The sequence below is a fragment of the Streptomyces sp. NPDC041970 genome, assembly GCF_055588985.1.
The window spans coordinates 45,798-60,932 of the sequence record NZ_JBVJCD010000031.1 but is presented as its reverse complement, the minus strand read 5'-3'; the positions used below and the strand labels follow the sequence as shown (position 1 = coordinate 60,932).

Below are 15,135 nucleotides of genomic sequence, written 5' to 3'. Positions count from 1 at the left end.
TCCCCCCCCCCACAACCACCCCCCCCCCCCCCCCCCCCCTCCCCCCCCCCCCCCCCGCCCCCCCCCCCCCCCCCCCCCCCCCCCCCCCCCCCCCCCCCGCCGAGCGGGAAGACGAAACTCCCGCCAGGCCGGAGCGATCCGTACACCTCGGCGAAGAGGCCGAAGCGTTCGGAGGGCAGGAAGTGGCCGAACGCGCCGAGGCTCAGGGCCAGGTCGAAGGCGGGCGCGAAGGGCAGGGCGCGAGCGTCGGCCCGCACCCAGTCCACGGCCGGGCCCTCGCCTCCGGACGGGAACGCGGTTCGGGCCTCGGCCAGCATCCCCGCGCTGAAATCGACCCCGGTCACCCGCTCCCGGCACACCTGGCGCAGCACGCCGACCCCCGCCCCGGTGCCGCAGCACACGTCTAGTCCGGCGCCGAAGGGGCCCAGCGGGCGCAGCGCCCGTGCGACGGCGTCGAGCACGGCGTCCGGTGTGCGGTAGGGGGTCCGGTCGAACTTGGGGGCGAGGAGGTCGTAGCCGCGCTCGGTCGAGGAGAGCGCCTGGACGGCGAGTTCGCGCACGGTGGGGCCCTGGTCGGTGGACATCGGGACCACCCTACCGACGCGGCGCGCCCTGCGGGGCGCATCCGCCGGTCCGCGCACGGGACCGCTCCGGGCTCCCGCGTGCGGCTCGTGCCCGGTTCAGTCGTCGGCGTCCGCGCCGGGTGCGGTGGCTCGCGGCGCCGCGGGGAGCCGGCTGACGCAGACGTGGTCGTCCGACGCGGCGGGGAAGGGGGCGCGGCCCGCCGGCGTGCCTGGACTCCGGCGCGGGAGCGGCCAGTTGGGCCGGAGGGTCCGACGCGGACGGCCGGACGCCCCCGGTGGGGGCCGCGGAGCGGGCGGGGTCGCTCCCGCCGAGGCGGAAGTGGCACGAGACCGGGCGCTGACGCACGGCGTCGCAGGCGTCCGGTCCGGTGCGACCGGGGTCCGCCTGCCGGACGGTCGCGACGCGACGGGTGACACGGGGGCTCAACGGCCGGTGGGCTGCCGACGCTTGAGGGTGACGGCGGCGTCCGTGTCGTACGCCTGGGTCCAGACGCGGCCGGCCGGGGACTTCCAGGTGACGTGGACGGCGGAGCCGTCGGACCGCACCCCCTCCACGGCCATGGCCCGTGCGCCGTCCCGTACGTCGCCGCAGCGCAGCTCGCCCGCCCGGACGGTGACGGGCTCGTCCCCGGCGGCGCTCTCGGCCTCCTCGGCCGCCCGGAGGAGCGAGGCGGCCAGTTCCCGCGCCGCCTCGGGGGAGCAGGACCAGGCGAGGGGGCCGACCGGGGACGACAGCCGGACGGTGACGCGGGGGGCCTGGCCCGCCTCTTCCGCGGCGACCTCCGCCGCCGCCTCGCGGCCCTCGGCGTCCGTGATCCCGCTGCCCATCGCCGTCTCCTCGTGTCCGCCGCCGTGATCCGGCCGCCGCCATCATGACAGCCGCCGGGGCGGCGCGCGGGCCGCTGTCGGCGGCCAGGTGCAGACTGGGACCGTTCCGGCACAACGGCGTATCGGGAGGTTTTCCGACCATGACCGACGTACTGCTCACCGTGGGCACCCGCAAGGGTCTCTTCATCGGCCGCGGGCGCGGCGGCGCCTGGGAGTTCACCGGCCCGCACTTCACCGCGCAGGCGGTCTACTCGGTCGCCGTCGACACCCGCGGGACGACGCCGCGGATCCTGGCGGGCGGGGACAGCGCGCACTGGGGGCCGTCCGTCTTCCACTCCGACGACCTGGGCGGGACCTGGGTCGAGCCGCGGGAGCCGGCGGTGAGGTTCCCCCGGTTCACCGGGGCGTCGCTGGAGCGCGTCTGGCAGTTGCACCCGGCCGGCCCCGAGGCGCCGGACGTGGTCTACGCGGGGACGGAGCCCGCCGCGTTGTTCCGCTCGGCGGACCGGGGCGAATCCTTCGAGCTGGTGCGTCCGCTCTGGGAGCACCCGACCCGGTCGCGGTGGCAGCCGGGCGGCGGGGGCGAGGGGCTGCACACCGTCCTGACCGACCCGAGGGACGCGTCGGCGGTCACCGTCGCCGTCTCGGCCGCGGGCGTGTTCCGGACGAAGGACGGCGGAGCGAGCTGGGCCCCGTCCAACAAGGGCGTCTCGGCGGTGTTCCTCCCGGACCCCGACCCGGAGTTCGGCCAGTGCGTCCACAAGGTCACCCGCGACGCCGCCGACCCGGACCGGCTCTACCTCCAGAACCACTGGGGCGTCTTCCGCAGCGACGACTCCGGCGGGCACTGGCGCGACATCGGAGCGGGCCTGCCCTCCGACTTCGGCTTCGCCGTCGCCGCGCACCCGCACCGGGGGTCCACGGCGTACGTCTTCCCGATCAACGCCGACGTCGACCGGGTCCCGGCGGGGCACCGCTGCCGGGTCTTCAGGACGGCCGACGCGGGGTCCACCTGGGAGCCGCTCACCGCGGGACTGCCGGACGGCGCGCACTACGGCACGGTGCTGCGGGACGCCCTGTGCACCGACGACGCCGATCCCGCCGGGGTCTACTTCGGCAACCGCAACGGCGAGTTGTACGCGAGCGCGGACGACGGGGACAGTTGGCGGCAGCTCGCCTCGCATCTGCCGGACGTCCTGTGCGTACGGGCGGCCGTGCTGGACTGACGGCGGTTCACGGGTGCGCCGGCGCCACCAGTAGAGTGCGGGCCGTGGCAGCACGACCGTTGAAAGAGATCATCGAGCCGGGGTGGGCCGACGCCCTCGAACCCGTCGCCGAACGCATCGCCGCGATGGGCGACTTCCTCCGGGCGGAGATCGCCGCAGGGCGCACGTACCTCCCCGCGGGGGCCCATGTACTGCGGGCGTTCCAGCAGCCGTTCGAGGAGGTGCGGGTGCTCGTCGTGGGCCAGGACCCGTATCCCACGCCGGGGCACGCGATCGGGCTGAGTTTCGCCGTGGCCCCGGACGTCCGGCCGCTGCCGGGCAGCCTGGAGAACATCTTCCGCGAACTGCAGGCGGACCTGGGGCTGCCGAGGCCGTCCAACGGCGATCTCACGCCGTGGACGCGGCAGGGGGTGCTGCTGCTGAACCGCGCGCTGACCACCGCGCCCCGGCGGCCCGCCGCGCACCGGGGCAAGGGCTGGGAAGAGGTGACCGAGCAGGCCATCCGGGCCCTCGTGGCCAGAGGCACGCCGCTGGTCTCGGTCCTGTGGGGGCGCGACGCCCGCAACCTGCGCCCGCAGTTGGGCGACTACCCGGCGATCGAGTCCTCGCACCCCTCCCCCATGTCCGCGGACCGGGGGTTCTTCGGCTCGCGCCCGTTCAGCCGCGTCAACGAGCTGCTGGAGCGCCAGGGGGCCCGACCGGTGGACTGGCGCCTCCCGTGACGCCCCCGCCGCACCGGCCTCCGGGACGCTCCGGGGGCCCGAGGCGGCGGGAGAGCGCTTCGGGCGGAGGCGTTCGAGCGGGGGCGGCGGGAGAGCGCTTCGGGCGGAGGCGTTCGAGCGGGGGCGGCGGCCGGCAGCCCGCTGACCGGTGCGCCGTGGACCCCCGCGCCCCCGCCGCGGGGGTCCGCGGCTGCCGCGCCGTCCGACGACGCCGTTCGCGCCCGCGGCGGGCGTCCGGAGCGCGCGGGACGGGGGCGGGAATCCGGTCGTCGGCGCGACAAGACGTACGAACGGACGGACGGATCGGGGCGAAAGACGACGAGTTCGGACGACGACGACCAGCCGACAGACAGGGACACTCGGGCGGTAGGCCACTCATCGGACATAAGCGGATAGTTAACGCTCGATTGGGCCCTCCCCGAACGGGGCGGCGGGCAAAACCAGTAGCATTCCGCGCCATGAGCACCCCCACTGGGCCCGCTTCCGGCCTGCCTGTACGAATGCCGCGACCTCGCCAGTCCGGACGGCACCGCCGCCCAGAGCCGGTGGTCGCGCCCGAGGGCGCCGCGGCGCTGGTCCTCGTCGTCCCCGGTACCCCCTCCCCGGCCACGCGCAACCTGGCCGAAGAGGTGATCAGCATCGCCCGTGCCGAGCTGCCCGGCCTCGACGCCCGCATCGGCTACCTCGACGGCGAGGCCGACGACGCCGCGTACCCGGCCCTCGCCTCCGTCCTCGCCCGGACCGCCGCCGAGCGCGTCGCGCGCTACGAGCGGGCCGTCGCCCTCGGGCGCGAGGTCGCCGAGCCGTCGGGACCGGCCGCGGTCGTCGTCCCGCTCCTCGCCGGGCCCGACAGCGCGCTGATCCGGCGGATACGGCAGGCCGTGATGGACAGCGGCACGCAGGTCGAGCTGACCGACGTGCTCGGCCCGCACCCGCTGCTCGCCGAGGCGCTGCACGTCCGCCTCTCGGAGGCCGGCCTGGCCCGCGCCGACCGTGCCAGGCTGTTCACCGTCACGACCGCCGCCGACGGCATCGTGCTGGCCACCGTGGGCGGCGAGGAGGCCGTGCGGGCGGCCGGGATCACGGGGATGCTGCTGGCCGCCCGGCTCGCCGTGCCGGTGATGGCCGCGGCGCTGGACGTGGACGGCTCGGTGGCCTCGGTCGCGGAGCAGTTGCAGAGCTCCGGTTCGGGGCAGCTCGCGCTGGCGCCCTACCTGGTGGGCCCGGAGATCGACCCCGGTCTGCTGGAGGCCGCCGCGAAGGAGGCGGGGTGCGCGACGGCCGAGCCGCTGGGGGCCTACCCGGCCATCGGCAAGCTCGTGCTCTCCCTGTACGCCACGACGCTGGGCATCACGCCCGCGACCCCGCAGGGGGCCCAGGGCGCTCCGGTGCGCTGACCGGCCGCCGCCCCGCGCGGCTGGGGAGCTCGCACAGCGCGGCGGGCCCGGACCGAGGACTTCCTCGCTCCGGGCCCGCCGCGCTGTGCGGGGCGTGTCAGGCGAGGACGACGCAGGAGGCCGCCGGGACGTCGATGGAGCCCGCGTGCCGCGGCACGCCCGTCTCGGCGTCCACGGCGAACCAACTGACGTTGCCGGAGCGTTCGTTGGCCGCGTACAGCCACTGGCCGCTCGGGTCGAGGGTGAGGTCGCGGGGCCAGTGTCCGCCGCAGCCGACGGTGGCCGCCAGGGCGGCGTTCTCGCCGGTCTCGTCGAGGGTCAGCACGGAGATGCTGTCGTGGCCCCGGTTGGCCGTCCACAGGAAGCGCCCGTCGTGCGCGACGACCACCTCGGACGGGTACGTGCGCTCCTCGTCCTCGGCGGGCTCGTGCTCGGGCAGGACCGGCGTCGTCCGGAGGACGTCGAAGCGGCCCTCGACCGCGTCCCAGCGGCAGATCGTGAGGGTCGGCTCCAACTCGCCCAGGACGTAGGCGAGGCGGCCGCCGGGGTGGAAGGCGAGGTGGCGCGGCCCGGTGCCGGGGCGCAGCGCGGTCTCGCCGTGCGGGCTCAGGACGCCGGTGGCGGGGTCGAGGGCGCAGACGTGCACCGAGTCGGTGCCGAGGTCCACGCTGACGACCCAGTTCCCGGAGGGGTCGGCGAGCACCTGGTGGGCGTGGGGCCCCTCCTGGCGCTCGGGGTCCGGGCCGGAGCCCTCGTGCTGGAGCACGGAGGTCGCCTCGCCGAGCGATCCGTCGGCGAGGACGGGGAGGGCGGTGACGCTGCCGGAGCCGTAGTTGGCGGTGACCACGTGGTCGGCGGCGAGCGCGAGGTGGGTGGGGCCGTCGGCGCCGACGGGCCGGGCCGGGCCCAGGAGGACCGGCGTCTCGCCGCTGACGTCGAAGGCGGCGGCGACGCCCGGCGTGCTCTCGCCGACCGCGTACAGGGTGGGGGCGGCGGTCGCGGGCCCGAGCGCGAGGAACGAGGGGTCGGGCACGGCGTCGGTGGACCCGAGCACGGTGAGCGCGCCGGTGCTCCGGTCCACGGCGGCGGCGGTGACCCCCCAGCCGCCCGCCGTGGTGAACGACCCCACGAATGCCCGCCCGGCGCTGTCGCCACTCATCGCACTACCCCACTTCACCGTCGCCGTGATCTTCCGGGGCGACGGTAGCAGGGACCCTCGCGGTCTAGACCAAGACACGGCGGGAAGGCCACCGGGTCGTGGCCCGGCGGGGTCAGGCGCGGGCGGCCGTCGCCCGGCCGCCCGGCCCGCCGAGCGGTGCGGCCAGGGCGGCCAGCGCGTGCTCCAGACCGTGGAGGTGGGCGAGTGCGGGGTCGGCGGCGGCGGGCAGCTCGGCCGGGCGCCAGGTGCGGCGGTGCGGCCCGCCCGGCCGGGTGAGCGCCTCGACGGCCGCCTCGACGCGGGCGCAGGCGGCGGAGAGGCGGGCGTCGTGCGAGGCGTCGGGGCCGGCGGCGATGGAGGCGAGGCCGCGCACCTCCCGTACGCAGTCGTCGAGCGGCGCGAGCACCTGCCGGGCCCGCTCCTTGCGCGCCGCCAGCGGGCTCAGGGGGTGGACGAGCGGCGCGGGCGAGAGCCGGACCCGGCCGAGCAGCACCTCCAGCTCCGCGACGCGCGGGCCGGGGTCGGCGAGCGCCCGGCCGGCGAGGCGGTCGACGGTCTCGGCGGTGCAGGCGTGCACGCACCGCAGGGCCTTCTGGACCCACGCGTCGGTGACGGCGTGGGTCGTGACGGGCAGGACCAGCAGCACGGCGAGGGCCGCGCCGAGCGACCCCACGGCCGTCTCCGCGACGCGCAAGGCATCGGCCCCATCGTCCAAGCCGTCCGCATACTGCTGACCCGCAACTATTTAGAATGAAAGAGGCTCAGTTTCCGATCAATCAGTTTCCGATCAATGGGATAGCGATCTTTTCAATGCCATGATCTATCGAAATTCACGATCTTCCGCCGCGTATTTTTAGCCAAAAACATGCGGCAGACTTGCGCCGTGCCAAGAAAATAACTTAAATAGATCTTACCTGTGCCATTAATCTAGATCAACAAATACACCTTACCGCGATCTTGGCCGAATCAAGCGATCATCAAAAGTTGACCTTTAGGTATGACTTGACAGGTGCACGAGTAGCAGGAAGGCTGATTAAGCTACCCAGAGGTGGCAATTCTCCGAAATCGTGAGGAGGTTAAGATGAAGCGCACTCCGAAGTTCCAGACCAAGAGTCTCAAGACTCCCATCAGGACCTGTGCATGATGAGAGCACATAAGGGCATACGCCCTTAAGTTCAAAAGTTGATGTCGGCGCCTGTTTTTCCGGTGTCGACATCAACTCCAGGAATCAACTACTTCTTGCAATGGGAGATCGATCATGATGAAGGCAGGAATGACTTTTGGCACTTGGCTGCACCGCCCCTTCGTTGACCTAGGCCCGTTGCCCGGTGAGGCGGCTGCGTACACAGTTGCCCTGGACGTAGACCGGCTAGCACTAGTAGAAGAGCGCGATCACCCAGTTCTTTGGCAAACAATGAATCCATCATTCAGGTATGAGCTGTTCCTCGGATCCGGCTTGGAAGAATATGATGTAGAAAATCCTCTGGACCTTCCTGCGGCGCTCCGCACTGAGGATTGGAATACACTTTGCCATCATATCGAGAATTTCGACAGTTTGCCTCCAGGCCATCGAGTGAGAGCCGCTCGCCTTCTCAATAAGATGGGATTTTTTCAGACTTTAGCAGAGATCCTCCCTCGGGAGATTTATCTGCGTTCTCACGAAAGTGAGAGCTACGCAGGGCTGGCCTGGCTCCGTTCATATGCCGGATATCGCATGGCCCTCGAAGGACTGGATTCTACCTACGACCTGAGCGCTTTCCAGTACATAGCGAATAATGCCCCGAAGGGGCAATGGCGACTGGCTGCGCTATATCAGCTGGTAATGCAGAACGTTAAGCACAGAGGTGCACTCGACGAAGCTGAGGGGTGGCAGAACATCCACACTCGTGAAGTCAACGAACTGAAGCCGGATCTCGATCGGCAAGATTACCTCATGGCTGCAAGCCGGTTGCACCGGGTGGGAGCATTTATTCCCCAAATGAAACGGGACAAAGAGGGCACCAGACTGGAAATGGATCTTTCACAAGAGTACGCCGAGCAAGCGGCCATCAATGACGGCAGCCCGATTGGACAAGCTTATTCCGAGGAAATAATCTGGTCAGTTCGAGAAAGCCGCATCAAGGAAGCTTTGTGGACTAAGGAATACGATCTCGCACTTCAACGAGCCCATGCACATCGTGATGCAGGAATTTATGATGCACGCTCTTGGAACAACTGTGGCGAAGTCCACTTGGAGCGAGACGAACCAGAAGAGGCTCTCAAGTGCTACATAGAGGCATCACGACTTACGCCGCCGGGTGGAGCTTTACTCCACTTCATGGTTGGTCATTGTTACGAGCTGTTGGGTCAGCCCGATGCGTCCTTGAATCATTACCTACTTTCATTGAAGAATGATCCTCTTTCCGTTTCTGCAGCAGATGCCGCAGCAAGGACAGCAAAGAGAATCGGTTCTAAAGTGCAACCATGGCTTGCGTATCACATCGCGAAACTGAATGAAATTGAGCCGCCCCTGGCTACCATTAAGGACGCGCCTTATCGGAATTTTCCTCCTCCCGCCCGATAGACCACGTCTTGACTTCAGATACCGCTTGTCAGCCTTCGGTTCGATCTGTTCGACCAGACTCCAGTCGGGGCCACGATGAGGGACCAGATGGACAAGCCGATCCACCCGTAGTGACTCATCGGCCTTCGCCTCAAGTCAGGGGGCCACCACCCTTAAACCAGCAGAAGAACAACATACTCAGGAGGTTCCGGAATGACTGAGATGGCAAAATCTTATACATCCCTGAGGCCGGCACACCTAACCCATGGTTACGCAGTAACCGAAGAAGGTCATGCCAAAGAACTAGAAGAAACTTGGGAGTGGATCCGCCCCATAGTGCCTAGAGTGCCTATTACAAGGGTGTATGAAGCAACTCCAATAGACTATATCGGGTCTCCTGTTTGGGCAGCGGTCACCCCCACCGCCTGCGACTTGACGGTGCACGCCGGTAAAGGTTCCACCGACTTGGCGGCTAAATTAAGTGCAGTTATGGAAGCGATAGAGCGAGTGTCTGCGGAGAAGGTGGAAGAGCGATACGCGCTAAGGGGGACATACCAAGAACTAGAAGAAGTAGGCGCAGTTGATCCCAAGATTTTCAACTTACCCATTAACAGTGAATTCGATCCTGAAAAAATCTTCTCATGGACCGGCGCATATGACCTTATAAACGACAATTATCGCCTGGTGCCAGTCGACTTGGCCATCAGTCCTGGGCGAGAAGGAATGGCCGTGGGGCCAGAAACCAATGGGCTTGCTTCAGGGAACACTTATTCTGAGGCTGTCCTTCATGCATTGTATGAGGTCATTGAACGCGATGCCGCTGCTGAAGAGAATTTCTACAGCAGTCATTATGACTATGAATCGTCTACGCCCCGTCCTTTGCGTCTAATAAAACTGGACACTATACCGGAAGGAGTGTTGAGATCTCTCATCGTTTCCCTTCACGGTAAAGGAGTCGGCGTTCGCATTGACAATATTACCAATATTGTGGGCATTCCTGTGTATCGCTGCACCTTGGTGGACTCGAACTTTATGGGTTACGAAGGGCAGGCGATTACTTTTGTGGGCTATGGATCCGATTTGAATTCCGTTCGTGCGGCGCTGCGGTCCGTTACAGAAGCATGTCAAGCCCATACAGTTTTCACAGTAGGGGCACGAGACGAATTCGAAGGATTGGATTCTTCACCTTTAAGGTCTGCAACGCTGCGTAGGCTTGCCTATTTGTACTATGCGGAGGCGCACGAAAGTTTTGACCCTGAAATATGGGAGGGCCGTTGCATTAGATCGAACATAACGGAGGTGATTCGGCATTTGGAGAATGCCGGCCATCGTGAATGCTTGGTTGTGAAGTTGAGCCGTGAAGATCTGGGTGTCCCTGTTGTTCGCATCCTTGTACCTGGACTCGCTGCGCCTTATGGCGACACCTCCAAAGCTCCGACTAATCGAATTATGAGGACGGTGATGTAGTATGTCTACCATTGTCTTTTCAGGCCCCTCCATAGCTGCTGATGAGATTCACTCTCTACTTCCTCGAGCCACCGTTCTAGCTCCAATTGCACGTGGGGACTTGTACGCAGCCAGGGAAGCGGGGGCAACAAAGATTCTCATTATAGACGGGGCCTTCTCGCACAGCCTTGCTGTCTCTCCGCGTGAGGTGGTAGATGTTTCGCGTAGCGGAACAAGAGTTTTTGGGGCGTCGAGCATGGGAGCCATACGTGCTGCAGAGTGCTGGCCGGCGGGTGTACGTGGTATCGGAGCGATTTATCGGATGTATCGATCAGGTGTCGCTACCACTGATGACTTAGTGGCTGTGGCTACTGACCCGGAAAATCATCACCGTGCCGTAAGTGTGGCGCTGATCAATGTTCATGCGGCCTCAGTGATTCTTCGGGGGCGTGGACTAATAACGAAGAATGAGGCGATAAACCTAGTAAAAGTTGCGAAAGGAATGTTTTACCCTGATAGATTGTGGCCTTTGATGCTACGCAGAGCGAATATAACCGATCCGGACGGAAACCTGGCAAGAGTATGCGTGAATGTCGATATAAAGAAGTTGGATGCTTTCCGGGCTGTACGATTCATTGGCAGTGTTCCAGACCTTTCAGTTACCAAAGGCTTCGAATTACTGCCTCGAAAACCCCGTTATGCTGGATATGATCCTCTAGGGGGAGAGGCTGTAGAAAGCATAAGCAAAGAGCTTCTCTACTGGATTTTCGGTACAGGGCGCTATCAGAAGTACATATGGCCGCTCGTCGTTACATCCACCGCCTTCAGTCAGGGTAAAGGGCTCGATAGCACCCCAGAGTCCTTGCGTGAAATTCTCGCTATTGCTATTAAGGAAATGCTTAGCAATGTCGAGGATGCCGCTGCGCGGATTGTAGATGAAATGAGATTTCTGGGAGAGCTCGAGACGGAAGTAATGGTCTGGATAGCTGCCAAAAAACTTTATCACGATAGTTCACACAAAGAGATTCCGGTTGCTTTTTCCGTGCAACAGAAGGTGAGGGAGGAGATAGCCATATCGCATGGGTACGACGGATGGTCCTCCTTGATTTCAGACTGTAATTCAGGGAAAATATTTGACGCCATTCCAATGCGATGGATAGAAAATGCTTGTCTTGTCAAAGCCCGTGCTCAATCTGTATCTGCCGACTCGATTCCACCTCGTGTTGACAGGTGAAATCCCGCATTCGGTGTTACTGAGCCTCTTTCATCCTAAGTAGTCGCAGGTCGGCAGTATGGGGACGGCTTGGACGATGGTGCCGATGCCGCGGGTGAAGCATCTGGCTCGGTGGAAGATCCGCCAGGTCTTCCGCTGGGCGAAGGCGCGTCCGCCGCGGGCTCTGAGTCGTACGTGGTCGCGGTTGAACTGCTGGTAGTGCTCGGGCTGTTCGCGGTGGTGGTATGACGTCTGCCCGTTCTCCCCGCCGACGCGGGGGTGTTCCGTCCGACCAGCGTGCCCGATGGCGTCTCGTGCTGTTGCGAGCTTTCATTCAGCGCCTCGACTCGCGCCCGGCCTGTCACGATCCGACCTGCTACCGCCATACGCCGCCAACAGCGGGGCTCATGACCGGCCCGTGACCAGCAGCGTCCAGGAGCCGGCAGAGGTTCTCCCGTGGGAGTCCGGCCAGAGGTGGCGGTCCCACAGGATTGATAGGCGAAGACCGAAGCCGACTGCCCTCTTTCAGCTCGCCCCATGACTTGCTCCAGTACCGCGCCCTTGGCCGGGAACACGTGTCAGAGGTCCTCTCCACCTCTTCGTCCGCACTGGTCTCGTCCCCGATCGGGTACGTCGGCCGGCGTACGCTGCGGCGACAGCACACCACCACGCCGTCTTCCACCCTCGGTGGCGGGCTTTGTCGGCGACGATGAGCTGCACTCGGCCACCACGTACGACTGCGAACCTCAGGTGTTCACCGACGCCGTGTACGGGGCGTGGCTGAGCGGGCTCACGAGTTCGGCGAGGGCGCGTTCCAGGTCGTGGAGGTGGGTCAGGGCGGGATGTGCCGCGGTGGAGCGGTGGGCGTGGGCGGGTGCGGCCGGGATCGCGCCGGGCCGGGGCGAGGTGAGGACCTCGACCGCGGACCGGACCCGCCAGCAGGCGGCCGTGAGGCGGTCGTCGTGCGAGGCGTCCGGGTCGGCGGCGACGAGAGCCAGGCCGCGGACCTCGCGGGCGCAGTCGTCGAGGAGAGCCAGGACCCTGCGGGCGCGCGCCTTGCGGGCGCGCAGTGGGTTGAGCGGGTGGACCAGGGGCGCGAGGGAGAGCCGTACGCGCCCCAGCAGCATTTCGAGCTCGGCGATGTGGGGCTCCGGGTCCGTATCCGGGGTACCGGCGAGCCGCGCAGCGGCCTGGGCGGTGCACTCGTGAACGCAGCCCAGTGCGCGCTGGATCCACGCATGGGTCGTCGCGTGCGTGGTCACGGGGAGCACCAGCAGCACCGCGAGGGCCGCCCCGAGCGCCCCGATCCCGGTCTCCGCCAACCGCAGGAGGAGCAGTTCCGGGTTCAGCACCCCCAGCAGGCCGTAGAGGAGCGAGATCATCAACGTGACGGCGAACATCATCCAGGAATACGACACCGCGGCTGTATAGAAGATCCCGAAGACGCACACCGCGACGACGGCCGCGGTCGGGGCCCCCGCGCCGTCGAGGGGGAGGGCCACGACGAACCCGGCGGCGATGCCGACGACGGTCCCCAGGACCCGCCGGAACCCCCGGACCAGGGTCTCTCCGCGCGAGGTCGTGTTCACGAAGACCCACCAGGTGGCGCCGACCGCCCAGTACCACCGCTGGTCCGACAGCACCTGCCCGAGGCCCAGCGCGAAGGCCCCGCCCAGCGTGGCCTGGACGGCCTGCCGGGTGGTGATCCGGGCCAGCCCGCGGCCCTCGGGGGGCGCGGGCTGGACCGCGGCGGGCAGCCGCCGCTCGTAGCACCACACGCCGAACCGCACGGTGGAGGAGGCGGCGAGGGCCAGCGCGACGGCGGCGTACAGCTCGGGCAGCCGCTCGGGCGCCGTGTGCAGGAACTGGGCGGCGAAGAACATCATGAACGCGAAGACGCCGAGCGCGTGCCCGCGCGGCCCCCACCGCCGGGCGTACACGCCGGCGCCCATGACGGCGAGGAAGGCGAGGTCGCGGGCGACGGGATGGCCGTGCAGCGTCGCGGCGACGGCGAGCACGGGCAGGCCGGCCACCGGCAGCAGGGCGGTGGTGACCGCCTGTCCGCGCACGGTCGGGTCGCTCACGGTGAAGAGGGCGAGCAGCGCCGCGAGGCCGCCGGTGACGGCGGCGTCCAGCGGATGGCCCGCGAGGCCGCACAGCACGACCGCGAGAGTGATCCCCAGCACGGCCCGCGCGGCGAACCGCAGCCGCACCCGTCCGGGGTCCGGGGCCACGAACACCCTCTTCAGCACGTTTCCACCCCTTCCGCGTCCACCGCGGCACTCGCATGAAAAAGGCGCCGCGGAGATCCGCAGCGCCATCGACACCCCCATGACAGCACCCGGTGGGCGCGTGGATCAACCGGAGCGGGTCGCAGTGGGCCATTGGCCCAGCACATCGAGCAGACGGTCGACCATCGGCAGGCCAACGGACCACAGGGGCGGACATCGGGGTGATCCGGCCCCCGGATACAGTCGGGGCCGCACCGGACGCGACGGAGAGGACCCGCGGATCATGGCGGTGGACGTGCTCGACACCCGCATCCTGCGCCTGCTGATCGAGCGGCCGCGCACCAGCGTGCGGGAGTACGCGCGCATCCTCGGCGTGGCCCGCGGCACGTTGCAGGCCCGCCTGGACCGGCTGGAGCGGGACGGCGTGATCACCGGGACCGGGCCGACCCTCTCCCCCGCCGCCCTCGGCCACCCGGTGCTCGCCTTCGTCCACCTGGAGGTCACCCAGGGGCGCCTGGTGGAGGTGGGCGACGCGCTGGCGGCCGTGCCGGAGATCATCGAGGCGTTCTCCACGACGGGCGGCGGCGACCTGCTGACCCGCGTCGTGGCCCGCGACAACGGTCACCTGGAGGACGTGATCCAGCGGTTGATCCAACTGCCGGGGGTGGTCAGGACGCGGACGGACGTGGCGCTGCGCGAGCGGGTGGCGCACCGGGTGCTGCCCCTGGTGGAGTCCGTGGGCCGGGCGGCGGGGGGCCGGGAGCGGAGCGGACCGGCGCGCTCCGCCGAACCGGCCGGGGGCGACCCGGCCTGACCGTCCGCTGCGCCATGCTGGGGTCCATGACCACGCACTCCGCCGCCCCGTCCGCCGCGCCCGTCCACGTCGTCTTCGATCTCGACGGGACGCTGGTGGACAGCGAACCGAACTACTTCGAGGCGAGCCGCCGCCTGCTCGCCCGGTACGGGGTGCGGGACTTCGGCTGGGAGGACCACACCCGGTTCATCGGGATCGGCACCCGCGAGACGCTGACCGCCCTGCGCGCGGAGTACGGGATCGACGCCCCGGTCGACGAGCTGCTCGCCGGGAAGAACGCCCTGTACCTGGAGTTGGCGGGGGCCCGCACCGAGGTGTTCCCGCAGATGCGCGCCTTCGTGGAGCGGCTGCACGCCGCGGGGGCGCCGATGGCGGTCGCCTCCGGCTCGTCCCGTGCCGCGATCGGGGCGGTGCTCGCCGTGACGGGGTTGGACGCGTACATCCCGCTGTACGTCTCCGCCGAGGAGGTCGCGCACGGCAAGCCGGAACCCGACGTGTTCCTGGAGGCGGCGCGGCGGCTGGGGGCGCGGCCGGCCGACTGCGTGGTGCTGGAGGACGCCCCGCCCGGTGCGGCGGCCGCGCGGGCCGCCGGCATGAGGTGCGTCGCCGTCCCCTACCTGCCCGCGACCGCCGCCGACCCGGCGTTCGGGGCGGCGGACCTGCTGTTCGCGGACGGGCAGTCCGCGTTCACCGCCGAGGCCGCGTACGCCTGGCTGTTCGGCTGATCCGCCCGCGCGGCGCGGACCGCGTACGCCCGGCCGCCCGGCCGGTCCGCGCCGCTGCTCGCGGGGAGGGGCGCGCAGGGGCGGGCGGGCCGTCAAGCGGGCCCGGCGAAAGGGCAGTCGGGGCGCCTGGGGTCCGCCGGACGGATATCCTGATCATGTCCTTCGCCCCACCGCCCCGGACTCCGCCGGAGACCGGTCGCGCGAGGTGGGCCGACTGTCGGAACGGGCCACCATTCGAGAGAGGTGTA

Annotated in this window: 11 protein-coding genes and 3 pseudogenes; 8 read left to right on the top strand and 6 right to left on the bottom strand. The window is 68.1% G+C overall.

Annotated features, from left to right (window positions below; translation table 11 throughout):
• Positions 1–98: 98 nt before the first annotated feature.
• Positions 99–584: pseudogene (locus ACZ6EJ_RS17135) on the bottom strand (class I SAM-dependent methyltransferase); the annotation flags it as partial.
• 423 nt (positions 585–1,007) lie between these two features.
• Complete coding sequence (locus ACZ6EJ_RS17130; RefSeq protein ID WP_469267916.1) at positions 1,008–1,412, bottom strand: hypothetical protein; 405 nt, start codon at positions 1,410–1,412, stop codon at positions 1,008–1,010.
• A gap of 140 nt (positions 1,413–1,552) precedes the next feature.
• Here ACZ6EJ_RS17130 and ACZ6EJ_RS17125 point away from each other — a divergent pair, with 140 nt between their 5' ends.
• The 3 genes from ACZ6EJ_RS17125 (at position 1,553) to ACZ6EJ_RS17115 (ending at position 4,757) form a co-directional block, all read left to right on the top strand.
• Entirely contained in the window at positions 1,553–2,638 is a 1,086-nt protein-coding gene (locus ACZ6EJ_RS17125; protein WP_469267915.1) for a WD40/YVTN/BNR-like repeat-containing protein, read from the top strand.
• 44 nt (positions 2,639–2,682) lie between these two features.
• On the top strand, positions 2,683–3,360 hold the full coding sequence (locus tag ACZ6EJ_RS17120; protein WP_469267914.1) for a uracil-DNA glycosylase: 678 nt from the start codon (positions 2,683–2,685) through the stop codon (positions 3,358–3,360).
• Between the two features lie 458 nt (positions 3,361–3,818).
• The gene (locus ACZ6EJ_RS17115; RefSeq protein WP_469267913.1) at positions 3,819–4,757 is read left to right on the top strand and encodes a sirohydrochlorin chelatase; all 939 of its coding nucleotides are present in this window, start codon (positions 3,819–3,821) and stop codon (positions 4,755–4,757) included.
• A gap of 97 nt (positions 4,758–4,854) precedes the next feature.
• Here the strand turns inward: ACZ6EJ_RS17115 and ACZ6EJ_RS17110 are convergent, their stop codons facing one another.
• Positions 4,855–5,916, bottom strand: a complete 1,062-nt coding sequence (locus tag ACZ6EJ_RS17110; protein WP_469267912.1) for a lactonase family protein — start codon at positions 5,914–5,916, stop codon at positions 4,855–4,857.
• A gap of 112 nt (positions 5,917–6,028) precedes the next feature.
• Positions 6,029–6,631, bottom strand: a pseudogene (locus ACZ6EJ_RS17105) (FUSC family protein); the annotation flags it as partial.
• A gap of 543 nt (positions 6,632–7,174) precedes the next feature.
• On the opposite strand from ACZ6EJ_RS17105, the gene ACZ6EJ_RS17100 reads away from it, so the two are divergent.
• From ACZ6EJ_RS17100 to ACZ6EJ_RS17090, 3 genes are all read left to right on the top strand, one after another.
• Entirely contained in the window at positions 7,175–8,479 is a 1,305-nt protein-coding gene (locus ACZ6EJ_RS17100) for a hypothetical protein (protein WP_469267911.1), read from the top strand.
• 192 nt (positions 8,480–8,671) lie between these two features.
• Positions 8,672–9,925 (top strand): YcaO-like family protein, encoded by a 1,254-nt coding sequence (locus ACZ6EJ_RS17095; RefSeq protein WP_469267910.1) that lies wholly within the window; start codon positions 8,672–8,674, stop codon positions 9,923–9,925.
• Between the two features lies 1 nt (position 9,926).
• Positions 9,927–11,138 (top strand): TfuA-like protein, encoded by a 1,212-nt coding sequence (locus ACZ6EJ_RS17090; RefSeq protein ID WP_469267909.1) that lies wholly within the window; start codon positions 9,927–9,929, stop codon positions 11,136–11,138.
• Between the two features lie 30 nt (positions 11,139–11,168).
• Here ACZ6EJ_RS17090 and ACZ6EJ_RS17085 read toward each other — a convergent pair.
• Together ACZ6EJ_RS17085 and ACZ6EJ_RS17080 are read right to left on the bottom strand one after the other, a co-directional pair.
• A pseudogene (locus ACZ6EJ_RS17085) lies at positions 11,169–11,363 on the bottom strand (IS5/IS1182 family transposase); the annotation flags it as partial.
• A gap of 500 nt (positions 11,364–11,863) precedes the next feature.
• Positions 11,864–13,369: an FUSC family protein gene (locus ACZ6EJ_RS17080; protein ID WP_469267907.1), complete on the bottom strand. Its 1,506-nt coding sequence runs from the start codon at positions 13,367–13,369 to the stop codon at positions 11,864–11,866.
• Positions 13,370–13,631: 262 nt separating this feature from the next.
• Here ACZ6EJ_RS17080 and ACZ6EJ_RS17075 point away from each other — a divergent pair, with 262 nt between their 5' ends.
• Together ACZ6EJ_RS17075 and ACZ6EJ_RS17070 are read left to right on the top strand one after the other, a co-directional pair.
• Positions 13,632–14,162 (top strand): Lrp/AsnC family transcriptional regulator, encoded by a 531-nt coding sequence (locus ACZ6EJ_RS17075; RefSeq protein ID WP_469267906.1) that lies wholly within the window; start codon positions 13,632–13,634, stop codon positions 14,160–14,162.
• Between the two features lie 26 nt (positions 14,163–14,188).
• Positions 14,189–14,887, top strand: a complete 699-nt coding sequence (locus tag ACZ6EJ_RS17070; protein ID WP_469267905.1) for an HAD family hydrolase — start codon at positions 14,189–14,191, stop codon at positions 14,885–14,887.
• Positions 14,888–15,135: the final 248 nt, after the last annotated feature.